This window comes from Mesorhizobium sp. WSM4821 (assembly GCF_055901555.1).
Genome location: NZ_CM148371.1, coordinates 4,152,481 through 4,173,600, shown reverse-complemented (window position 1 = coordinate 4,173,600; position 21,120 = coordinate 4,152,481). Strand labels below are relative to the sequence as shown.

Annotated in this window: 17 protein-coding genes; 5 read left to right on the top strand and 12 right to left on the bottom strand. The window is 62.6% G+C overall.

The features are described 5' to 3' along the window. Window positions 1-10 precede the first annotated feature (10 nt). The 8 genes from tatB to AC0NID_RS20190 all read right to left on the bottom strand — a co-directional run bounded on the left by tatB (window position 11) and on the right by AC0NID_RS20190 (window position 10,771). A complete protein-coding gene (gene tatB / locus AC0NID_RS20225) occupies window positions 11-703 on the bottom strand; it encodes a Sec-independent protein translocase protein TatB (protein WP_473456747.1) in 693 nt (230 codons plus the stop codon). Window positions 704-732: 29 nt separating this feature from the next. Next, the gene (locus tag AC0NID_RS20220) at window positions 733-954 is read right to left on the bottom strand and encodes a twin-arginine translocase TatA/TatE family subunit (protein ID WP_013895102.1); all 222 of its coding nucleotides are present in this window, start codon (window positions 952-954) and stop codon (window positions 733-735) included. Between the two features lie 180 nt (window positions 955-1,134). Next, complete coding sequence (gene scpB, locus AC0NID_RS20215; RefSeq protein WP_473456745.1) at window positions 1,135-1,938, bottom strand: SMC-Scp complex subunit ScpB; 804 nt, start codon at window positions 1,936-1,938, stop codon at window positions 1,135-1,137. Continuing rightward, complete coding sequence (locus tag AC0NID_RS20210) at window positions 1,935-2,735, bottom strand: segregation and condensation protein A (protein ID WP_473456799.1); 801 nt, start codon at window positions 2,733-2,735, stop codon at window positions 1,935-1,937. Before AC0NID_RS20210 ends, scpB begins: the two co-directional genes overlap by 4 nt. 61 nt (window positions 2,736-2,796) lie before the next feature. Then, on the bottom strand, window positions 2,797-3,816 hold the full coding sequence (nagZ, locus tag AC0NID_RS20205; protein WP_473456743.1) for a beta-N-acetylhexosaminidase: 1,020 nt from the start codon (window positions 3,814-3,816) through the stop codon (window positions 2,797-2,799). Between the two features lie 127 nt (window positions 3,817-3,943). Beyond that, window positions 3,944-7,633, bottom strand: coding sequence for an SPOR domain-containing protein (locus AC0NID_RS20200; protein ID WP_473456741.1), 3,690 nt, complete (start codon window positions 7,631-7,633; stop codon window positions 3,944-3,946). A 103-nt stretch (window positions 7,634-7,736) separates the two neighbouring features. Further along, entirely contained in the window at window positions 7,737-9,494 is a 1,758-nt protein-coding gene (gene argS / locus AC0NID_RS20195) for an arginine--tRNA ligase (RefSeq protein WP_473456739.1), read from the bottom strand. A gap of 62 nt (window positions 9,495-9,556) precedes the next feature. Continuing rightward, the gene (locus tag AC0NID_RS20190; RefSeq protein WP_473456737.1) at window positions 9,557-10,771 is read right to left on the bottom strand and encodes a deoxyguanosinetriphosphate triphosphohydrolase; all 1,215 of its coding nucleotides are present in this window, start codon (window positions 10,769-10,771) and stop codon (window positions 9,557-9,559) included. A 93-nt stretch (window positions 10,772-10,864) separates the two neighbouring features. On the opposite strand from AC0NID_RS20190, the gene erpA reads away from it, so the two are divergent. The 4 genes from erpA to AC0NID_RS20170 all read left to right on the top strand — a co-directional run bounded on the left by erpA (window position 10,865) and on the right by AC0NID_RS20170 (window position 12,799). Next, window positions 10,865-11,212, top strand: coding sequence for an iron-sulfur cluster insertion protein ErpA (erpA, locus tag AC0NID_RS20185; RefSeq protein WP_473456735.1), 348 nt, complete (start codon window positions 10,865-10,867; stop codon window positions 11,210-11,212). A gap of 2 nt (window positions 11,213-11,214) precedes the next feature. Beyond that, entirely contained in the window at window positions 11,215-11,607 is a 393-nt protein-coding gene (locus tag AC0NID_RS20180) for a VOC family protein (RefSeq protein ID WP_473456733.1), read from the top strand. Window positions 11,608-11,614: 7 nt separating this feature from the next. After that, window positions 11,615-12,409, top strand: coding sequence for an exodeoxyribonuclease III (gene xth, locus AC0NID_RS20175; protein ID WP_473456731.1), 795 nt, complete (start codon window positions 11,615-11,617; stop codon window positions 12,407-12,409). Window positions 12,410-12,505: 96 nt separating this feature from the next. Then, window positions 12,506-12,799, top strand: a complete 294-nt coding sequence (locus tag AC0NID_RS20170; RefSeq protein WP_473456729.1) for a hypothetical protein — start codon at window positions 12,506-12,508, stop codon at window positions 12,797-12,799. A 91-nt stretch (window positions 12,800-12,890) separates the two neighbouring features. Here the strand turns inward: AC0NID_RS20170 and AC0NID_RS20165 are convergent, their stop codons facing one another. The 4 genes from AC0NID_RS20165 to AC0NID_RS20150 all read right to left on the bottom strand — a co-directional run bounded on the left by AC0NID_RS20165 (window position 12,891) and on the right by AC0NID_RS20150 (window position 20,182). Next, window positions 12,891-13,730, bottom strand: coding sequence for a tetratricopeptide repeat protein (locus tag AC0NID_RS20165; protein ID WP_473456727.1), 840 nt, complete (start codon window positions 13,728-13,730; stop codon window positions 12,891-12,893). Beyond that, window positions 13,717-15,441: a dihydroxy-acid dehydratase gene (gene ilvD / locus AC0NID_RS20160; RefSeq protein ID WP_473456725.1), complete on the bottom strand. Its 1,725-nt coding sequence runs from the start codon at window positions 15,439-15,441 to the stop codon at window positions 13,717-13,719. The genes AC0NID_RS20165 and ilvD overlap by 14 nt, the downstream gene beginning before the upstream one ends. A gap of 299 nt (window positions 15,442-15,740) precedes the next feature. Beyond that, the gene (locus tag AC0NID_RS20155) at window positions 15,741-16,985 is read right to left on the bottom strand and encodes an outer membrane protein transport protein (RefSeq protein ID WP_473456723.1); all 1,245 of its coding nucleotides are present in this window, start codon (window positions 16,983-16,985) and stop codon (window positions 15,741-15,743) included. Window positions 16,986-17,398: 413 nt separating this feature from the next. After that, complete coding sequence (locus AC0NID_RS20150) at window positions 17,399-20,182, bottom strand: valine--tRNA ligase (RefSeq protein ID WP_473456721.1); 2,784 nt, start codon at window positions 20,180-20,182, stop codon at window positions 17,399-17,401. 281 nt (window positions 20,183-20,463) lie between these two features. Here AC0NID_RS20150 and AC0NID_RS20145 point away from each other — a divergent pair, with 281 nt between their 5' ends. Beyond that, window positions 20,464-21,108 carry a VOC family protein gene (locus tag AC0NID_RS20145; RefSeq protein WP_473456719.1) on the top strand — a complete coding sequence of 215 codons (645 nt, stop codon included), beginning with the start codon at window positions 20,464-20,466 and terminating at the stop codon, window positions 21,106-21,108. Window positions 21,109-21,120: the final 12 nt, after the last annotated feature.

Here is a 21,120-nt window from a genome sequence, read left to right as displayed (position 1 = left end):
TCAGAAACGCTCACTTGGTGGCTCCCGCCGTCTTTTTGGCGGCTGCAGCCGGCTTCTTCACCGCTGCCGATGCAGGCTTCGGCTCGGCCTTTTTAGCTGCGGTCTTTGTTGCGGCAGGCTTTGCCGCTGCTGCCGCTGGCTTCGCTGCTGCCGTGGAGGCCGGCATCGCGTTCGCTGACGCAGCCCTTGTCTTCGCTGGCGAAGCCTTTTGCGACGCAGCCGCCGTCGCCGTCCCGACAGGCGATGTCACCACCGACTCATCGGTCATCGCCGGAAACGTCGGCGTCGCCGGCGCCGCTTCCGGGGCTTTGATGTCAGGCAGCACCGTCGCGCCGTTCTTCAGCTCGGTATCCTGCGGCGTCGAAGCAGCTGGCGTGACCGGGTCGACAGCCGGCTTCGGCTTCATCACCGCGTCGACCCCGGAGCGCACGTCGGCTGCCGCCTGCTCGAACGGATTGAGCTGTTTCCTGATCTCGGCGGCCGGGTTGAGGCTTCTGAGCGAATCGACCGACTTCTTGACGTCGTCGAGCTCGGCCTCTTTCAGCGCGTCGTTGAACTGCTTCTGGAAGTCGGCTGCCATGCCACGCATCTTTGCCGTCGTGCGGCCGAAAGTGCGCAGCATCTTGGGCAAATCCTTGGGCCCGACGACCACGATCATGACAATCGCGATCACCAGCATCTCGGTCCAGCCGATGTCGAACATGGCGATACGTTCCGACTAAAGTTTTGGGCTCAGCTCTTGCTGGCCTTTTCCTTCACTGCCGAAACGGTCTCGTCGGCACGGTGCTCGACGGTGCGCTTGTCCTCGGCGACATCGTCGTCGGCCATGCCCTTCTTGAAGCTCTTGATACCCTTGGCCATGTCACCCATCAGCTCGGGAATCTTGCCGCGGCCGAACACCAGCAGCACGATCACCAGCACGATCATCCAGTGCCAAATCGAAAACGAACCCATAGCAACTCTCTCTCGAAATGTTTTCTCTGACGATGATCTATGCGTTTTCGCGCTGGGATTCAAACACAACCGCGACAGAGTCTATGAATGAGTGGCCGAAGTCACGCACTTTCGTTGCGAGAGGGCGCTACGAATCCGCGCAGCTCCCGCCTGCCGGCCGTTTCGACGCCCGCCTGCGGTTCAATCTTCCTCGACGCGGGGCGTCAACAGGCCGAGTTCCTCGAGGTCGATGTCGGTCAGCGGATCCTCGTCGTCGGTCAGCTCGTCTGGATCGGCCGGCGGCAGCGGAATGGAAAAATTCGACGGCATGCGGCCCGAAAGCAGCCCGGCGCCCTTCAATTCCTCCATGCCGGGAAGATCGCGGATCTCCTCCAGCGCGAAATGGTCGAGGAAGATGTCGGTGGTGCCGTAGGTGACGGGACGGCCGGGCGTGCGGCGCCGGCCGCGCATCCTCACCCATTCGGTCTCCATCAGCGTGTCCAGCGTGCCCTTCGAGGTTTCGACGCCGCGGATATCCTCGATCTCGGCGCGCGTCACCGGCTGGTGATAGGCGATGATCGCGAGCACTTCGAGCGCCGCGCGGGAAAGCTTCCTCTGCTGCACCGTGTCGCGGCTCATCAGGAAAGCGAGGTCGCCGGCGGTGCGGAACGCCCAGGCATCGCCGACGCGCACCAGATTGACCCCGCGCCGCTCATAAATCTGCTGCAGTTCAGCCATCGCCGCAGCAATGTTGATGCCGTCGGGCAGGCGCGCGGCAAGCTGCTTTTCGCTGACCGGCTCGGCGCTGGCGAAAACGATCGCCTCGGCCATGCGCACGGCTTCCGCCATATGCAGCCGCTCAGCAGGATTCTGGCCGGGATTCTGGCCGGAATTCTGGAATGAATTCTGGGCCTGATTTTCTGCCGGAGTCCCGACGAGCACGCCCTCTTCGGTCTCGTCGTCGACCTTGAACGGAATGACTGAAGCGTTGGCGCGTTCACTCATGATGCCACCTCGACTGCCCTGATGCCTTGCGCACGACCGCGCAGATAGAGCGGCGCGAACACCTCGTCCTGCCGCATTTCCACCCTGCCTTCGCGGACCAGTTCCAACGTTGCTGCAAAGGAGCTGGCGATCGCTGTGCGCCGCTCTTCCGGATCGGTCAGATACTCGATCAGGAAACCATCCAGCGCGGTCCAGTCGGCAAGCGTGCCGATCAGCCTGGTCAGGAGCTCGCGCGCGTCCTTGAGCGACCACACACCGCGCCTGGCGATCGTCACATTGGTTATCGCCTGCTTCTGACGTTGCGCCGCATAGGCGGTCAGCAGGTCGTAGAGCGAGGCCGAATAGGCGTTGCGTTTCTCGATGATGACCATCTCCGGCATGCCGCGTGCAAACACGTCGCGTCCGAGCCGGTTGCGGTTGACCAGCCGGGCCGCCGCGTCGCGCATGGCTTCCAGCCGCTTCAGCCGGAACTGCAGCACCGCTGCCAGTTCCTCGCCGCTTTCGCCGTCGTCGCCGGGTTGCTTCGGGATCAAAAGCTTCGACTTGAGAAAGGCCAACCACGCCGCCATCACCAGATAGTCGGCAGCAAGTTCCAGCCTGAGCGCCCTCACCTTCTCGACGAAGGCTAGATATTGCTCGGCCAGCGCCAGGATCGAGATGCGCGACAGATCGACTTTCTGGTTGCGGGCGAGATGCAGCAGAAGATCGAGCGGGCCTTCGAAACCGGCGACATCGACGACCAGCGCGGGATCGCCGGTCAGGCGCGAATCGTCGTTCTCGGCCCACAGACGGTCCATCGGTGCGGCCTTGCCGGCCTTACTGTCCAATGATTCCGCCACTTCCCGTTTCCCTTTGGTGCTAGGCCACCGCGTCGAAATAGGTGGCGAACTCGGCGCGTATCTCGGTTTCTTCAGCCGCGTCGCGATCCTTTATATAGGTCAGCGCCCGTTTAGCACGCTCCAGCGACGTGCCCTCAAGCCCCTTGGTGCGCGATGCAATCCCGGCCATCTCCTCGAAAACGCCGTTGCAGTGAAGGACCAGATCGCAGCCCGCCGCAAGGATCGCGGCCGCCTTTGAGGGGAAATCCCCAGAAAGTGCCTTCATCGAAGTGTCGTCGCTCATCAACAGCCCGTCGAAACCGATTTCGCCGCGGATGATCTCGTCGATGACCTTGCCGGAGGTCGTGGCCGGGTTGTTCGGGTCGATCGCGCTGTAGACGACGTGCGCCGTCATCGCCATCGGCAAATGATTGAGCTCCCTGAACGGGGCGAAATCATGCCGCTGCAAGTCACTCATCGAGGCATCGACGGTCGGAAGTTCGAAATGCGTGTCGGCAAAGGCCCGTCCATGCCCGGGAACATGCTTCATCACCGGCAGCACGCCGCCCGACATCAGGCCCTCCGCCGAGGCGCGACCCAGTTCGATGACGGCACGAGGCTCATTCCCGTAGGCGCGCGCGCCAATGACATCGCTGGCGCCCTCGATCGGCACGTCGAGCACCGGCAGGCAATCCGCCGATATGCCGTAGCGCAGCAGATCGAAGGCATGCAGCCGCGCCATCAGCCAGGCGGCGCGGTTGCCGGCATCATGGTCGTTGCGCCACAAGGCGCCGAGCGCGCCACCGGCCGGATAGTTCGGCGCCAGCGGCGGCCGCAGGCGTTGCACCCGGCCGCCTTCCTGGTCGATGAACACCGGCGCATCCGGGCGCTCGACACAGTCACGCATCGCGGCGACCAGATCGCGGATCTGCTCGGGCTCGCCGATATTGCGTGCAAACAGGATGAAGCCCCAGGGGCATTCATTGCGATAGAAATTGATTTCGTCGCGTGTGAGCGATTTCCCGGCGCAGCCGAGGATCATGGATTTTGATTCGGTCATGGCAGGAGTTTAGAGCTTCACGCGAACAAAGGGAATCGCATCAAACCACATGCGGCTGAGCCAGAATCCAAAGAAACGGCGCGGTCCGTGACCGCGCCGGTTCTTGCCCCTATGGACGGAGATTTGGCTAGCGCGACACGAAGCAGTTGCCGCCGGCAGCCTTGTAGTTGGTGCACAGGTTGATCGCATCGTTGCGCGATTTCGCCGGGACGCGAACGCGGTAGAACGTTCCCTTGCCGGCAATCTCGGCCTTGACGATGTTGGCGGTGAGGCCGGAAAGCACGCTGCCATAGCGGCGCTGCAGATCCTGATAGGTCGACTGGGCGCTTTCGACAGTCGGTTGCGAGGCGATCTGCATCGACCACGAGCCACCGCCGTTCGAGGCGGCCGCCGGATTGATGGACGCAACCTGGTCGGGCTTGACCTCGCCGACGACATCGACCGGCTGGTCGGACGGACGCTGCGGCGCCACCGGAACCGTGGCCGGCGTGTTGACGGGTTGAGCAGTTTGGGCCTCGGGCGCGGCCGCCGGCTTAACGGCTTCGATCAACTGATCGCCGGCCACTGGGTCGCCACTTGCCTGGTCGGCAATAGACGGCACCGTGCCGGTCTGCTCCGCGTCGTCGGCCTGGGCCGCCGGTGCCACATGCTGCGGCGCCGGATCGACAGGCTCGACGGCAGCCACCTGCGGTGCCGCAGGCGACGGATCCTCGCGCGCAACCAGTGAACCGTCTGATTTGACGACCATGGTCCTCACTTTGCGCGGCGCAACGGCGACGACATCGGGTGTTATGTCGTTGTCGGCCTCCTGAAGGACCTGGGCGATACGGTCTTCGGATTTGGGTGCCGGAGCGGCAGCGGCGTCGGCATTTCCGGCTGCTTGCGTGCCGCCGGCCGCTTGCGAGTCGCCGGCCGCTTGCGTGCCACCGATCGCATCGGCGCCTTCAGTCGCGTCGATGCCGTCAGGCGAAAGATCGACGACACGGCTCTGCGGCGGCTCCTTGGCCGTCACGTCCACCGGCTCTTCAGTGTTGGTGACCAGCTTTTCCTGGACCGGCTCGGCAGGCCTCGCGCCACCCTTGGCCACGGCGTCATAGACCTTATTGTTCTGGTTCGGCACGACGGTACCGCCCGGATTTTCCGGCTTGACCTTGATCGGTGCATTGTCCGCCTTGACTATGACCGGCGCATCGCTGCCGCCACTGCCGCCGAAAGACAATGCGAAGGCGCCGATACCACCGGCGATCGCCACGGCGCCAACGACCGCGGCGACCAGCAGGCCACGGCTCCGGGGCCTCGCGGCCTCTTGCCCGGCCAGGCCGGGAACCGACATGGCTTCATCCAGTTCGGGGTCGTAGTCGAATTCGTCCAAGCCAAAGTCGTCCGCCTGCGAAGCCGACCCGCCGCCGGGCGCATCGCCCAGATCGAAGCCGCCGGCAGCGTCGGCATAGGACGCACTGAATGGCGTTTGTGCAGGCCTCGCCGCATAGGTCCGCGTTTCGACGCGGTCGGACTCATAGCCTGACTTGATCTCGGCGTCTGAATGGAACTCCGATGCATCGTCATACGCCGCGCTGCGCGCCGGGGCGGCGGCAACGTCCACGGCATTCATTTCCGTGAGAAGGCTGGCGAACTCAGTGTCAAGATCGTCATAGACAGGCGCCGCCGGCTCGTCTTCGTCGAAGTCGAGTTCCGGAATATCGAGATCGTCCGCCAGCGCCACGACGCGCTCGGGCACATCGACCGTCTCGAGGTCGGGCATCTCCTCATCCACCGGAGGTCGTTCGCTTTGCGCTGGCGTGGATGCCGCATCGGCGGCGCCGCCTTCGGCCGGCTCGTCCTGATAGGCGGGCTCGTTCTGATAGGCGGGCTCATTCTGATAGGCCGGCTCATTCTGATAGGCCGGCTCATTCTGATAGGCCGGCTCATTCTGATAGGCCGACTCATTCTGATAGGCCGACTCATTCTGATAGGACGGTGCCGCAGCCATCGGCGGCGCGGCTTCAGCGGTCTTCGCCGAAGCCGTCGGCTGGGCCGCGAAGGCAGGCTGCTGCGACTGTGCGACCGGCGTTACGCGGCTCCACGAACGGGCCGGCGCCGGCGGGGCGGGCCGTGCCTCCAGCCAGTTGAGCGATTCATCCGAATCCTCCTGGGAAGCGGATGTCGCAACCTTATCACCGTCGCCATGATCCAGACCGATGTCCTTGGCGAAGGCGGCATGCAACTCATCATCGTCGAAACCGACATCGGCCGCCTCGGCGGCATCTTCAGCACCGAAATCCTGACCCTCGAGCTCATCGAGGAGAACGGTGTCGAGATCGGCGTCGGCGGATTGAACCGCGTCGTCATCCGACGGCACCGAAGGGGCTTGCTCGTCAAGGCTCCAATCCAGGTCGTCGACAATATCCCTTGGTTTGTCGGCGGCTCTTTCAGCCGCGGCCGCAGGCCGCTGAATCATGGCGGATTCGGGCACAGCCACGGGAGCAGCCCGTGTGCTCATGGCGCCCAACAGCGCGTTCAACTCGTCTTCCAGGCTCCGCTCGTCAGCGACGGGGGCTGGCTCCGGCGGCTGAACCATGGTGGTTGGCGCAGTCGGCGGGGCCGCAAAGCCGGAGGCCTGCGCAACCGGCTCTTCGGCTTCCTCGGCAAGCACGTCGTCCAAACTCAAATCGAACTCGTTATCGAATGCATCTTCCGGGAGCGCGACGGAAGGCTCGCCCTTGGCGGCGATTGTCTCCGGTTCGTCAACTTCGGGCTCATCGACCTCGACTGGCTCATCCGTGCGAACGTCGAAATCCATATCGACATCGGCCATGGCGTCGTCGAAATGGCTGGCAAAGTCCTCATCGGACTCATCCGAAACTGCCCGAACAGGCGCAGCGGCAGCATCGACGGCGGTGTGTTCCGTCGGAACATGGTCATCGAACGTCAGCTCGTCTTCGAGCGAGCTTGCGATCGCGTTGTCGAATTCATCGTCGAAGGCGGGCTCGGCGACCGGCGCGGAGCCTTCAGAAGCTTCGGCGGCGCTCTCCATCGGCACGTGTTCGTTCAGCATCAGCTCGTCTTCGAGCGAGCTTGCGACCGCGGGTTCGGCGCGCGACGCGGGAACGTCGGCGGCGCTCTCCACCGGCACATGCTCATCCAGCACCAGCTCGTCTTCGAGCGAGCTTGCGACCGCGTTTTCGAACTCATCGTCCAAGCCGGGCTCGGCGCGCGACGCGGAAACATCGGCGGCGGCAGTATTCTGTTCAGCCCCGTCGGCCGCGTCGTCATACAGCAGGAAGTCCTGTTCGAGCGACGCGGCAAGCTCGTCGTCTACCGGCAAATCATCTTCGAATGGCGAGACATCTTCGAGCGAACTGGCGAGCGCATCGTCGAAACCGTCATCGAAACCATCGTCGAAAGCAGATTCAACGGCCGGCGCGGATGCTTCGGCAGCCCGAGAATGCGCCTCCCAGGCAGCAACGGCATGGACGGCTTCGTCCGCCGCGTCGTCATACAGCGGGAAATCCTGTTCGAGCGACGCGGCAAGCTCGTCGTCCACTGCGTCAGTGGCAGTCGCGTTGAAGGCCGGCTCGCGAACCTCGGCGACACTGTCATTGTCGTCGGCCCCGAATTCGCCCATCAATTCCTTCTCGAGGTCGATGTCGAAATCGCCCTCGTCCATCGGCTGGCTGGCGGGAGCCGCATTCGGCTGAGCCTGGGGCCTGACCGGCTGGCGCGGGTCGAACCCCATGATCCTGGTCAGTTCCGCGAACGGATCATCGTCGGCGATATCGTTTTGGGCGGCTGCTCTCAGCTGGGTTCTGTCTGCCATTATTGTTCCCGAACTCGCACTCATTCGGACGCCATGGACGTCGCGTAGGGTTGGCCCTTACCAGCGCAATGTGGGCAAAAGGTGACAGGTTTTTTAGACAAACCTAACGCATTTCGGTGGGCGCATCCGCTCCGATAAGCGTCAGGCCGGACGTCAAAACGTCCGAAACAGCCTGCACCAGCCCTAGTCTGGCATGCGTCAATTGTCGGTCGTTAACCTTAACAAAACGTAAGTCGGGATTCTCGGTGCCGCGGTTCCAATGTCCGTGGAAGCTGGAGGCGAGATCGTAGAGGTAGAATGCCAGCCGGTGCGGCTCGAGCGCAAGTGCCGCGGATTCGATCAGCCGCGGATATTCCGCAAGCTTCCGGATCAGACCGATCTCGCCTTCGTCGGCCAGCGAAGCGGTGGCTGCGGCCAGCCGATTGCGGTCGAAATTGGCCTCGCCCAACTGTTCGCTCGCTTGCCGGAACACCGAATGGCAGCGCGCCGAGGCATACTGCACGTAGAACACCGGATTGTCCTTCGACTGCTCGGTTACCTTGGCGAAATCAAAATCGAGCGGCGCATCGTTCTTGCGGTAGAGCATCATGAAACGGATCGGATCGCGGCCGACCTCCTCCACCACTTCGCGCAGGGTCACGAAATCGCCCGACCGCTTCGACATGCGCACCGGCTCGCCGTCGCGAAAGAGCTTCACCAACTGGCAAAGCAGGACGGTGAGCTTCACCTCGTCGCCGGCAATGGCCCGGGCGAGCGCTTCCAGGCGCTTCACATAACCGCCGTGATCGGCGCCAAGCACATAGATCAGCTCGACGAAGCCGCGATCGACCTTGTCCTTCAAATAGGCGACATCAGCGGCGAAATAGGTGAAGGTGCCGTCCGACTTGACCAGCGCCCGGTCCATGTCGTCGCCGACCGCCGTAGAGCGGAACAGCGTCTGCTCGCGATCCTCCCAGTCGTTCGGTTTCTCGCCCTTGGGCGGCGGCAGCTTGCCTTTGTATATGTGCCCCTTGAGCGTCAGGTCGCTGATGGCCGAGCGGATTTTCCGGGCGTTGTCGGCATGCAGCGTGCGCTCCGAGAAAAAGACGTCGTGATGCACGTTGAGCAGCGCCAGATCCGCGCGGATCATCGCCATCATCGCGTCGATGGTCCGGTCCTTGACGATGGCAAGCGCTTCCTCGTCGGGCATCTGCAGCAGCGAGCGGCCGAATTCGCCGGCCAGAGCCTGGCCGACCGGCACGAGATAGTCGCCGGGATAAAGCCCGGCCGGAATCTCGCCGATCTCTTCGCCCAGCGCCTCGCGGTAGCGCAGCATGACCGACCGGCCGAGCACGTCGATCTGCGAACCGGCGTCGTTGATGACATATTCCTTGGTCACGTCGTAACCGGCGAAGGCCATCAGGTTGGCGAGCGCATCGCCCACAACCGCGCCACGGCAATGGCCGACATGCATCGGTCCGGTTGGATTGGCCGAGACGTATTCGACATTGGCCTTCTTGCCGCCGCCGACCGTCGAGCGGCCGTAATTGCGGCCCTCGCCGAGCAGCGCGGTCAGATGCGTCTGCCAGAATGCATCCTTGAGCCTGAGATTGACGAAGCCCGGACCGGCAACGTCGGCGGCGGCGATGTCGGTGTCGGCGCGCAGCGCTTGCGCCAGCCTTTCGGCCAGTGCGCGTGGGGACTGGCCGGTCGGCTTGGCCAGCACCATCGCCGCATTGGTCGCCAGGTCGCCATGGCTGGCGTCGCGCGGCGGCTCGACGGCGATGCGCGACAGGTCCAGCGAACCGCCGTCCTTGTCTTTCAAATCAAGCGCTTCGACAGCTCTGGTGATTCGCGCGTTGAAGTCGGCGAAGATGTTCATTTGGCGTGGCTCTGGCGGCTTTGCAGGAATCCGGCTTAGTGGCCGGCAAAATCGAGCCCGCCCTAGCTCAATTCAGGCGTATGGTCAAACAAACGACGGTGCTCCTTCAAAGCGTAGGTATCCGTCATGCCAGCCAGGAAATCGGCAACGCTGCGCGCCTTGATGCGATCGTCGGCCCGGTCGAGCCCCTCGCGCCAGCCGTCGGGCATGGCGCGCGGATCGGCGAAATAGACATCGAACAGGTTCTTGACGATCTGCTCGGCCTCGTTGCGCACGCGCATGACCTCGCTGTGCCGGTAGAGATGCGCATAGAGAAAAGCCTTCAACTCCTTTTCGAACGCGGCCATTTCGGCGGAAAAGGTGACCATCGTCTCCCCTGCCGCCCTCACCGCGTCTGCACTGTCCGGCTTGATGCGGGCGAGATTGGCGCTGGTGGAAACAATGACGTCCTCGACCATCATCGTGATCTGCCTGCGCATCAGTTCGTGGCCGGTGCGCATATCGTCGAGCGCCGGATAGCGCTGACGCACGCCTTCGAGGATCGATCCCGGCAGCGAGACCTTTTCCAGCATGTCCAGCGTCAGGAAGCCTGATCTCAGGCCGTCGTCGATGTCATGGGTGTTGTAGGCGATGTCGTCGGCGATCGCCGCGCACTGCGCCTCGATGCCGGCGAAGCGGTCGAGCTCGAGGTCGTGCAGCTCCGAATAATCGCGGATCGCTTGCGGCACCGGCCCGTTCAGGCCCTTTCCGTGGGCGTCGGTCAGCGGTCCGTTGTGCTTGACCAGACCCTCCAGCGTTTCCCAGGTGAGGTTCAGCCCGTCGAACTCGGCATAGCGGCTCTCCAGCCGCGTTACCACGCGCAGCGATTGCGCGTTGTGGTCGAAGCCGCCCCAGGCGGCCATCTTCTCGTTCAGCGCGTCCTCGCCGGTATGGCCGAAGGGCGTGTGGCCGAAATCGTGCACCAGCGCCACCGCCTCGGCCAGATCCTCGTCGCCGCGCAGCGCCCGCGCCAGGGCGCGCGCAATCTGCGCCACCTCGATCGAATGCGTCAGCCGGGTGCGGTAATGGTCGCCCTCATGCGCGACGAACACCTGCGTCTTGTGCTTCAGCCGGCGAAAGGCCGTCGAATGGATGATGCGGTCGCGGTCGCGCTGGAACGGCGTGCGGGTCGGGCTCTCCACCTCGTCGAACAGCCGCCCGCGCGACTTTGCCGGATCGCAGGCATAGGCCGCGCGCGGCCGATAGCCGAAACCGATGTCGCCCAACTCATTCGTCATGGCCCCAACTCAATTGTCATAGCCGCTGCCGCAGTTGACTTGCCCCCTCGCGCTTCATACCTATCATGTGAAACCGAAAGCAAGGTGACGCCCATGGGCGCTGATGCCAAGACTGCCATGAAAGTCGAAATGACCGACGCCGCCGCAAGGCGGATCGCCAAGATTGTATCTGGCCAAGCCGGCAAGACGGCGCTGCGCGTTTCGGTCGAGGGCGGCGGCTGCTCCGGCTTTTCCTACAAGTTTGACCTGGTCGACACCCGCAACGACGACGACATCGCCATCGAGAAGGACGGCGCCACCGTTCTGATCGACGACCTCTCGCTGGTCTATATGGGTGGCTCGGTGATCGATTTCGTCGACGATTTGATGGGCCAGTCGTTCCAGATCAAGAACCCGAATGCGGTCGCCTCGTGCGGCTGCGGCACCAGCTTCAGCATATAGAAATGCCCGCCATCGGCGCGGTCCGCCAGGTCGCGCTTTCAGCCGGGCGCGATCTCGATGCAACGCTGGCGTTCTGGCATGACGTGCTCGGCATGACAGTGCATGTACGCTTCGATCCGCCTGGCATCGCCTTCATCATGGCGGGCGACGTGCGGCTTCTGTTCACAGACGGCCTGCCGGCCGGCACCGTCTATCTCGACATATCAGGCCTTGACGATTTCCACGCCTCGGCAAAAGCTTCCGGTGTTCCTTTCACCGCGCCGCCGATGCTCGTCCATCGCGACACGGAAGGCCTTTTCGGGCCGGCGGGGGAAAGCGAATGGATGGCCTTCCTAAAGGACCCGGCAGGCAATACGATCGGCCTCGTCGAACGCCATCCGCCGGAACAGCAATGAGGCCGTCATGAAAATCGTCACGTGGAACATCAACGGCGTTCGGGCCCGCATCGGCAATTTGACCCATTGGCTGATGGAAAGCGCGCCTGATATCGCCTGCCTGCAGGAGATCAAGACCGTCGACGAGCAGTTTCCGCGCGCCGAGATCGAGGCGCTCGGCTACAATGTCGAAACCTGTGGCCAAAAGGGTTTTAACGGCGTCGCCATCCTGTCGAAGCTGCGCTTCGACGAGGTCATCAGAGGCCTGCCGGGCGACGATGCCGACGAGCAGGCGCGTTTCATCGAGGGCGTGTTCTCGACCGACAAGGGCGCGTTGCGCGTCGCCTCACTGTATCTGCCGAACGGCAACCCGGTCGACGACGAAAGGAAGTTCTCCTACAAGCTGTCCTGGATGGCGCGGCTGGAGCGCTGGGCCGAGGAACGGCTTTTGCTGGAAGAGGCGCTGGTGCTGGCGGGCGACTACAACGTCATTCCCGAGCCCATCGACGCAAGATTTCCAGAGAACTGGCTGGGCGATGCCCTGTTTCAGCCAGAGACGCGGCAGGCGTTCCGCCGGCTGAAGCATCTCGGCTTCACCGAAGCCGTGCGCGCGGTCACCGACGCCCCTGATGTCTATACCTTCTGGGATTATCAAGCCGGCGCCTGGCAGAAAAACAACGGCATTCGCATCGATCACCTGCTGCTTTCGCCCGAAGCCGCCAACCGCTTTTCCTCCGCTGCGATCGAAAAGCACGTGCGCGCCTGGGAAAAGCCCTCCGACCACGTGCCCGTGGCCGTTGAACTGGCTTTTGAGCCAATCTGATCATTTCGAGGTCCGGATCGCCGGTTCCGGTTGATAGACCGTCATATCGCCACAATCGGAGGTTCCGCTGCAATCCGGGTTCGGCTGGGATTTAGGATGACGATCAGGTTTGCGCTTTGCCCATGTGCCGCGGCGCTTGCCCTCGCAGCGACGTCGGCTTTTGCCGACCCGCATTGCCTGGCCAACGGGAAATCGTTCCAAATCGGTCAGGTCGCCTGCTTGACGCTTGCCGGCCAGAGCCACCTCGCCCGCTGCGACACGGTGCTCAACAACACCTCGTGGAAAAAGATCCAGGGCGATTGTCCGGGAACACTGGCGCCACATCAGCCGGCTACGCCGATCTCAACGCCGGAGCCAAGCCCCGTTCCGACGAAACCGACCGAGAACTGATCTCGGCTGCCCGACTTGATTTTTCGGGATGCCCTATCTTCGTGGCTACTGGCTTCGTGGCTAACTGGCTTCGTGACGACTGACTTCGCGACTACTGGTCGCCGCCGCCACCTTTGGTGAGGATGTCACCGGCCAGCGAAATCGCGGTGCGGCGGTCGGCCTCGCCTGCCGCGGCAAACGCCTCTTCCTGCATGCCGCGTATCCATGGCCGGTCGGCAGGTGAGGCCCGCTCAAGGGCGGCGGTCATCATCGCCAGCCCTCGAACGATCTTGCCGCTCTGGAAGAGCAGGTTGCCGAGCGTCGCTTGCGCACCGGCATGGCCCTTCTCCGCGGCGAGCTGGAACCAGCGTCCGGCCTGCTTGATGCTGGCCTTGACGCCGCCCTTGCCGTTCAGGAACATCTGGCCCATCTCGAACTGGGCGTTCGGGTTGCGGTAGTTGGCGGCGGCGCGCATGTAATATTCCTGGGCCGCCACTTCGTCCTCTGCGATGGGGCTGCCGGGAATTCCCTTCCTCAGATAGTCGCCGAGCGCTACGAGCGCGTCCGATACATAGCTCTCTTCCGGCGAACCGGGCTCGACGTCCTGGTCGACGATCTCGCTGAAGAACTTGAACGCCGCGTAATCGTCGCGCTCCACGCCGTCACCCTCGGCATACATGCGCGCAAGCTTCCAGGTGGCGCCGATCTGGCCGTTTTCGGCCGCGTATTTATAGGCTTCCGCCGCCTGCTCCTTGCGGCCGTTCTTGTAGGCGGAGAAGCCGAACTGGAACACTGCCCACGGGCTGGACTGCGGCTTCACGCCGGTCTTGTCGTCGAACACCTTGTCGTCGAAGGCCATGGCCTGGCCTGCGGCGCCCAAGGTCCCGCCAAAAGTGGCGATCGCGACCAGTGCCGAAAAGACAGACGACCTCAGCAACTCAGATATCCGCATAACAGTGTGTTTCTTTCGCACCGCCGGGATGGGTGACCGCGCCGTCGCGCGCCGGCCCTACCGTTTGCGCATATTTCCAGATCGCGCCCGACTGATAGTCGGTTGCGCGCGTCTTCCATGCCTTTGCCCTCGCCGCCAGTTCGCTGTCGGATAGCGCCACCTCGATCGTGCCGTTCACCGCATCGATCGAGATCACATCGCCGTTCTTCAGCAGCCCGATCGGACCGCCCACGGCGGCTTCCGGCCCGACATGGCCGATGCAGAAACCGCGTGTCGCGCCCGAAAAACGTCCGTCGGTGATGAGAGCCACCTTGCCGCCCATGCCCTGGCCATAGAGTGCCGCCGTCGTCGAAAGCATTTCCCGCATGCCCGGACCGCCGCGCGGGCCCTCGTAACGGATGACGAGGACCTCGCCTTCGCTGTAGCTGCGATCCGTAACCGCCTCGAAACATTCCTCTTCCGAATCGAAGCAGCGCGCCGGGCCTGAGAATTTCAGCTCCGACATGCCCGCGACCTTCACGATCGCGCCTTCGGGGGCAAGGTTTCCCTTCAAGCCCACGACACCACCCGTTTGGGTGATGGGTCGGTTGGCGGGACGGACCACATCCTGGCTATCATTCCAGGCTACGTGCTCCATATTTTCGGCTAAAGTGCGGCCGGTCACCGTCAGGCAGTCGCCATGCAGATAGCCGTGGTCGAGCAACGTCTTCATCAAAAGCGGAATGCCACCGGCCTCGAACATGTCCTTGGCGACATATTTGCCGCCCGGCTTCAGGTCGGCGATATAGGGCGTCTTCTCGAAGATCCTGGCCACGTCGAAGAGGTCGAACTTTATCCCGGCTTCATGCGCGATCGCCGGCAAATGCAGCGCCGCGTTGGTCGAACCGCCGGTGGCCGAAACCACGGTCGCCGCATTCTCCAGCGCTTTCAGCGTGACGATGTCGCGCGGGCGGATATTCTTTGCGATCAGCTCCATGATCTTTTCGCCCGAGGCGAAATTGAAGCGGTCGCGCATCTCGTAGGGCGCCGGCGCCCCGCAGGAATAGGGCAGCGCCAGGCCGATGGCCTCGGCGACGGTGGCCATGGTGTTGGCGGTGAACTGGGCGCCGCAAGAGCCGGCCGAAGGACAGGCGGCTTGTTCGATTTCAAGAAGTTCGGCGTCATCGATCGTGCCGACCGAATGGTGGCCGACGGCCTCGAACACGTCCTGCACGGTGATCTGCCGGCCCTTGTAGGAACCGGGCAGGATCGAGCCGCCATAGATGAAGATCGACGGCACGTTGAGCCGCACCATGGCCATCATCATGCCGGGCAGCGACTTGTCGCAACCGGCAAGGCCGACCAGCGCATCGTAGCAATGGCCGCGCATGGTGAGTTCGACCGAATCGGCGATGACCTCGCGCGACACCAGCGACGATTTCATGCCCTGGTGGCCCATGGCGATGCCGTCGGTGACGGTGATGGTGCAGAATTCACGCGGCGTGCCGTTAGCCGCGGCGACGCCCTTCTTGACCACCTGCGCCTGGCGCATCAGCGAGATGTTGCAGGGCGCAGCCTCGTTCCAACAGCTCGCGACGCCGACCAGCGGTTGCGCGATCTCGGCCGCCGACAGTCCCATCGCATAGAGATAGGAGCGGTGCGGCGCGCGCGCCGGACCGACGGTCACATGGCGGCTGGGCAGCTTGGCCTTGGAGATGACTCTGGCGTCCATACTCGTCCTCGCCGCGGGCGATGCGGCCTGCCCCATTGCCGAGCCTTTTGGCGCGTGTCCTGAGACAAATTCGAGGTGCGCCGGGTTTATGGCGGGAAATAGGCAATGTTCCCGGCGAGGTTTCTACATTACAGGATGTTCAGAAACTGTTGCCGAAACGTCACAATCGCAAGAGGCGGAGGTGTGCCGCGTATTTGCAACGCCGGCCAGGCGCGGTCGTTGTGGCAACGCCGCCCGCAAGGTCCATTCATGACAAAAGGCCGGGCGACGCCCGGCCTTTTGCTGTTTGGTATTAAGGGTTACCACTTGACCTTGACAGAAGCCGCAAGCGCCGTGACGAGATCGTTGCCGAACGTATACGTTACGTCGTTGCCTGAAATGTCGGTTCCATTGAATTCCGGTCCGACTTCGCCGCTGGTCATCAGGCCGATCGCGCCGCCAAAACGAAGTTCGACGTTCTGCGACGGGGTAAAGGAAGCGCCACCGCCAACGGTCCAGGTATCGGTCTGCGTGCCGAGGCCGGTGGTGGTGCCACGATCCCAGGTCAAGGTGACCGCGCCGCTCCACTGTTCGTTGAACTTGTGGCCGATGCCACCGGAAACAGTCCAGCCATCGCGATAGAGCAGATCAAGCGAGGTAACGAAGCCTGGGCCTTCATAGGTACAGGGCAGAATACCCTGAATCTGCCTCGAACAAAAACTGACAAGCTGGAGTTGGCTCCAGTCGACCCATTTGATCGAACCGAAGGCCAGCCAGCCGGGCGCTATGCCGGATTGCAATTTGAACTCGACCGATTGCGGCATGGACTGGTTGCCGAAAACCGGAATGACCTGTCCATTGACCTGCGAAAGGTCGACCTGGCCGGTGATGTCGCCGAGGTCGACAGCGCTGTTGTAGACAAGGCTGGCGCGCAGCGCGATATCAGGAATTTCATAGGCCGTGCCAATACGCCAGCCAACCCCGTCGCCGGCAAGTTCCAGCAGCCCTGTTCCGTCGCCGATGGAGGCGAATGCGGGTGCAACCTGCCTCAGCTTGAAGCCGCTGACTTCCTGGTAGAAAACGCCACCGATGAAGCGAAGCTGCCCCTTGCCGACATCCATCTTGTAGGAACAGGTCGCTGCATAGTTCTCACTGTCGATCTTTGTCTCGATATTGTTGTTCACGCCCATCCAGTCACTGCCCGGATTGGTGTGGGCACCCCACGGCTCCGAATAGTCGGCCATGCAGTCGACATGCTGGCCGACGCCGACCTTGATGCCCAGGCGGGGTGAAAAATAGTCTTCTGTTTCATGGACGCCGTCGGTCTTTCCCCCGCCGAATCCGGTCGTCCCGATGCCATCAGACGGATCGATATCAACAACGTTATTCAGCGTTCGGTCGGGCATGACATAGGTGCCGGAAACCTCGCCGGCGACCTGTGAGGGATCGAACAGAAGATCGATGTTGTAGCCGCCGCGCTCAAGGCCGCCGGCTTGCGCCGTCCCGATCAAAGCGAGCGAAAAGCACCCTGCCCCCAGCAGCGCTTTCAAACGCAAATTACTCATGAATGTCCCTCCCGAATACGAGTGGGCCAAGCTAGAACCAATTCAGGTTAACGTCGCAACAACGAATTCCCGATGCGTACGCGTACGCCCTTGCCGAACGTATTCTGGACAAAGTGACGGCTTTCGGGGCAAAGCTAGAAAACCGCCCATTGGGATGCAAATCGACGAGAAAATTCACAAAACCGGCACAAAACGACGCAAAAATGGCCCGTTTTGCGAAGACCAGACCCCATTGTTACATTATGGCAACAATGGGGTCAAAACTTCCGTTTACGTCAAGATTTACGCTGCGGAATGCCTATTTTCCCGGCAGGAAGTCTCTTCGAAAGCAAAGTTCGGGACTGACGAACCCGACGAATCCAGAGCATCGTAGAACCGGGTTTGGGACAATCCCGTGCTCGGACGAAGATAGCTCAACCGGCCTCGCGCACCATCGTCAACGCCACCGAAAGCTTCTCCTGCGCCTCGCGGTACTCACCGAGTTTTTCGCGCTCGGCTTCCACGACGTCTTCCGGCGCGTTGACGACGAATTTCTCGTTGGACAGCTTCTTGTGCAGTCGAGCGATCTCCTCGGTCACCTTGACCAGCTCCTTCTGCAATCGCGCCGCCTCCGCGGTGAGGTCGATCAGGCTGCCAAGCGGCAAGCAGATGATCGCCTCGTTGAGCACGATCTGGGCGGAGCCCTTGGGTGCTGTTTCGCCGAGTGAAATATCGCCGACCCGCGCAAGCCGCTTGATCGCCGAATCCTGGCGTTCGAGCCTGTCGCGTGTCGCTTCATTGGCGCCGATCACCACCAGCGGGGCGATCGCCGCCGGCGGCACGTTCATCTCCGAGCGCACGGAGCGGATGCCGGAGACAAGATCGATCAGCCAGTTGATGTCGGCGGCCGCGGCCTCATCCTCGAAGTCGGGCGACGGCCATGCGGCATGGCAAAGCAGCGATGGCCGTTCCTTGCCCTCGCCTGATGTCTGCGCCCACAGTTCTTCGGTCATGAACGGCATCATCGGGTGCAGAAGCTTGTAGATCTCGTCGAGCACGAACGCGACGCAAGCCCGGCTTTCGGCCTTGGCGGCCTCGTCCGGACCTGTGAACACAGGCTTCAACAGTTCCAGGTACCAGTCACAGAACAGGTTCCAGACAAAGCGGTAGGCCGCGCCAGCCGCCTCGTTGAACCGATATGAGGTGATGCCATCGGTGATTTCACCCGCGGTGCGCGTCAGTTCGGTCAGGATCCAGCGGTTGACCGCCAGCTTGGCATCGTTCAGCCAGAAATCGTCGTTTCTCGCGACGTCGTTCATCTCAGCGAAGCGCGTCGCATTCCACAGCTTGGTGCCGAAATTGCGGTAGCCGGCGATGCGCGCCGGATCGAGCTTCACGTCGCGCCCCTGCGCTGCCATCACCGCCAGCGTGAAACGCAGCGCGTCGGCGCCGTATTCGTCGATGAGATCGAGCGGGTCGATGACGTTGCCTTTCGACTTCGACATCTTCTGCCCGTTCTTGTCGCGCACCAGCGCATGCATATACACGGTATGGAACGGCTCCTCCTCCATGAAATGCAGGCCCATCATCATCATTCGGGCGACCCAAAAGAAGATCAGGTCGAAGCCGGTCACCAGCACGTCGGTCTGGTAGTAGGTCTTCAGCTCCGGCGTCCGGTCCGGCCAGCCAAGCGTCGAGAACGGCCACAGCGCCGACGAGAACCATGTGTCGAGCACATCCTCGTCGCGGGTCAGGATATCGCCCGGCTTGAAGTTCTCGAGCTTGTCCTCGACCCAGGCCTTCCACGGCCCCTCCAGCGCCAGATAATATTCGACCGCGGCAGTGAGCGCTTCCTCCTCGGTCTTCTCGACGAAGACACGCCCGTCCGGCCCGTACCAGGCGGGGATCTGATGTCCCCACCACAGTTGACGCGAGATGCACCACGGTTCGATGTTCTCCATCCACTGGAAGTAAGTCTTCTCCCAGCTACCGGGTATGATCTTGGTGCGGCCTTCGCGCACGGACGCGATCGCCGGCTTGGCGAGCTCGGCCGCGTTGACATACCACTGGTCGGTCAGGAACGGTTCGATCGGCACGCCGCCGCGATCGCCATGCGGCACGGCATGGCGATGCGGCTCGACCTTTTCAAGGAAGCCGCCCGCCTCCATCAGTTCGACGATCTTCTTGCGCGCGACGAAACGATCGAGGCCGTCGAGCGCGTCCCAGACGGCCCGGCGCTCGGGCGTCACCTCCAGCCCGGCGAGAAAGTCGTCATTGTCCGTGAGCGCCACCGCCGCCTCGACGGTGAGGATGTTGATCGCCGGCAGCTTGTGGCGCTTGCCGACCTCGAAGTCGTTGAAATCATGCGCCGGCGTGATCTTGACCGCGCCGCTGCCCTTTTCCGGATCGGAATATTCGTCCGCCACCACCGGGATCTTGCGGCCGACGATCGGCAGGACGAGGTTCTTGCCAACCAGATGCCGAAAACGCTCGTCGTCGGGATGCACCGCCACCGCCGTATCGCCCAGCATCGTCTCGGGGCGTGTCGTCGCCACGGTGATGAAGGTCTTCGGATTTTCCGGATCGAAGGCTTCGCCCTCGACCGGATAGCGGAAATGCCAAAGATTGCCGTTGACCTCCTGCTGTTCGACCTCGAGGTCGGAGATGGCCGTGAGCAGCTTCGGGTCCCAGTTCACAAGGCGCTTGTCCTTGTAGATCAGCCCTTCCTTGTAGAGCGTGACGAACACTTCGAGCACCGCCCTGGACAGGCCCTCGTCCATGGTGAAGCGCTCTCGGCTCCAGTCGGCCGAGGCACCCAGCCGCTTCAGCTGGTTGAGGATCGCGCCGCCGGATTCGGCCTTCCACTCCCAGACCTTCTCGATGAACTCACCGCGCGTCAGGTCGCGGCGGTGGATCTGCTTCTCCATGAGCTGGCGTTCCACCACCATCTGCGTGGCGATGCCTGCATGGTCCATGCCGGGCTGCCACAGCACGTTCTTGCCGCGCATGCGCTCGAAGCGCACCAATATGTCCTGCAGCGTGTTGTTGAGCGCATGGCCCATGTGCAGCGAGCCGGTGACGTTCGGCGGCGGAATGACAATGGTGAAGGCTTCGGCCCCCTCCTCGGCCCCCGCGCCGGCGCGAAACGCGTCGGCCTCGTCCCAGAGTTTGGCGATCTTTGGCTCGACGATTTTGGCGTCGTAGGTTTTTTCGAGCATGAAAAGAGGTCCGAGCTGTCGGGATGTGTTGGGTTCGGTGTAAATCGGAAGGAAGTTGGCAAGTCAACCGCAAGCGAGCGGCGGACGGCAATGGCCTATAGATAGCGCCTGGGCGGCTTCAGACAACTCACCGGATGCGATACCGACGTGGCCGGCCCCTTGACCACAGACCGTAAACCGCCATAGCTTGCCGGTGCTGCTGTAGGGCGCATCGGCTTCCGGCCGGAGGGGCATTGCCCGCCTACGACACCCTCAACCCTCAATGCGCCCAATTTTCGAACATGCCGAATCTCGAGACCGTCAGGAAGCAGGCCAAGCTTTACCTGCGTTGGCATCGCGAGCGGTATTATCCCGTCGCGGATGCGATCGGATCGATGCTGCCGCGCTTCCGTCATCTAACCGACCGCCAAATCCTGGATCACGGCTTCAAACTCGCCGATGCACAGGAGCTGGTCGCCAGGAAGGCGGGTTTCGAAAACTGGCAGGCGCTGAAGAAAGGCCTTCAAACCATGACGGACAGCAAGCCACCGGATGCAGAAAAACCGTTCCTCGCCTTTGCCGAGCCCCAGCTTTTCGTTTCCGACATAAACGCAGCATGCGCGTTCTATTGCCAAAAACTCGGCTTCCGGACGCGTTTCACCTATGGCGAACCGCCCTTCTACGCCCAGGTCATCCGCGATGGTGCACGCTTGAACCTGCGCCATGTCGACAAGCCTCTTTTCGACAAAAGCTCGAGGGCCAATGAGGATCTGCTGTCAGCGACGATCGTGCTCGATGCCATCAAGCCGCTGTTCCTGGAATATCAAGCGGCCGGGGTCAGCTTTCATCAGACATTGCGGACCGAGCCGTGGGGCGCCCGCACCTTCATCGTGGCGGATCTCGACGGAAACCTCGTTGCCTTTGCCACATCGGTTGAGAGCGGCTGAGCTGCGGCGTCG

Excerpts from the sequence above, each read along its gene's own strand:
- tatB (WP_473456747.1), bottom strand. The coding sequence starts at position 703 with ATGTTCGACATCGGCTGGACCGAGATGCTGGTGATCGCGATTGTCATG.
- AC0NID_RS20220 (WP_013895102.1), bottom strand. The coding sequence starts at position 954 with ATGGGTTCGTTTTCGATTTGGCACTGGATGATCGTGCTGGTGATCGTG.
- scpB (WP_473456745.1), bottom strand. The coding sequence starts at position 1,938 with ATGAGTGAACGCGCCAACGCTTCAGTCATTCCGTTCAAGGTCGACGAC.
- AC0NID_RS20210 (WP_473456799.1), bottom strand. The coding sequence starts at position 2,735 with ATGGACCGTCTGTGGGCCGAGAACGACGATTCGCGCCTGACCGGCGAT.
- nagZ (WP_473456743.1), bottom strand. The coding sequence starts at position 3,816 with ATGACCGAATCAAAATCCATGATCCTCGGCTGCGCCGGGAAATCGCTC.
- AC0NID_RS20200 (WP_473456741.1), bottom strand. The coding sequence starts at position 7,633 with ATGGCAGACAGAACCCAGCTGAGAGCAGCCGCCCAAAACGATATCGCC.
- argS (WP_473456739.1), bottom strand. The coding sequence starts at position 9,494 with ATGAACATCTTCGCCGACTTCAACGCGCGAATCACCAGAGCTGTCGAA.
- AC0NID_RS20190 (WP_473456737.1), bottom strand. The coding sequence starts at position 10,771 with ATGACGAATGAGTTGGGCGACATCGGTTTCGGCTATCGGCCGCGCGCG.
- erpA (WP_473456735.1), top strand. The coding sequence starts at position 10,865 with ATGGGCGCTGATGCCAAGACTGCCATGAAAGTCGAAATGACCGACGCC.
- AC0NID_RS20180 (WP_473456733.1), top strand. The coding sequence starts at position 11,215 with ATGCCCGCCATCGGCGCGGTCCGCCAGGTCGCGCTTTCAGCCGGGCGC.
- xth (WP_473456731.1), top strand. The coding sequence starts at position 11,615 with ATGAAAATCGTCACGTGGAACATCAACGGCGTTCGGGCCCGCATCGGC.
- AC0NID_RS20170 (WP_473456729.1), top strand. The coding sequence starts at position 12,506 with ATGACGATCAGGTTTGCGCTTTGCCCATGTGCCGCGGCGCTTGCCCTC.
- AC0NID_RS20165 (WP_473456727.1), bottom strand. The coding sequence starts at position 13,730 with ATGCGGATATCTGAGTTGCTGAGGTCGTCTGTCTTTTCGGCACTGGTC.
- ilvD (WP_473456725.1), bottom strand. The coding sequence starts at position 15,441 with ATGGACGCCAGAGTCATCTCCAAGGCCAAGCTGCCCAGCCGCCATGTG.
- AC0NID_RS20155 (WP_473456723.1), bottom strand. The coding sequence starts at position 16,985 with ATGAGTAATTTGCGTTTGAAAGCGCTGCTGGGGGCAGGGTGCTTTTCG.
- AC0NID_RS20150 (WP_473456721.1), bottom strand. The coding sequence starts at position 20,182 with ATGCTCGAAAAAACCTACGACGCCAAAATCGTCGAGCCAAAGATCGCC.
- AC0NID_RS20145 (WP_473456719.1), top strand. The coding sequence starts at position 20,464 with ATGCCGAATCTCGAGACCGTCAGGAAGCAGGCCAAGCTTTACCTGCGT.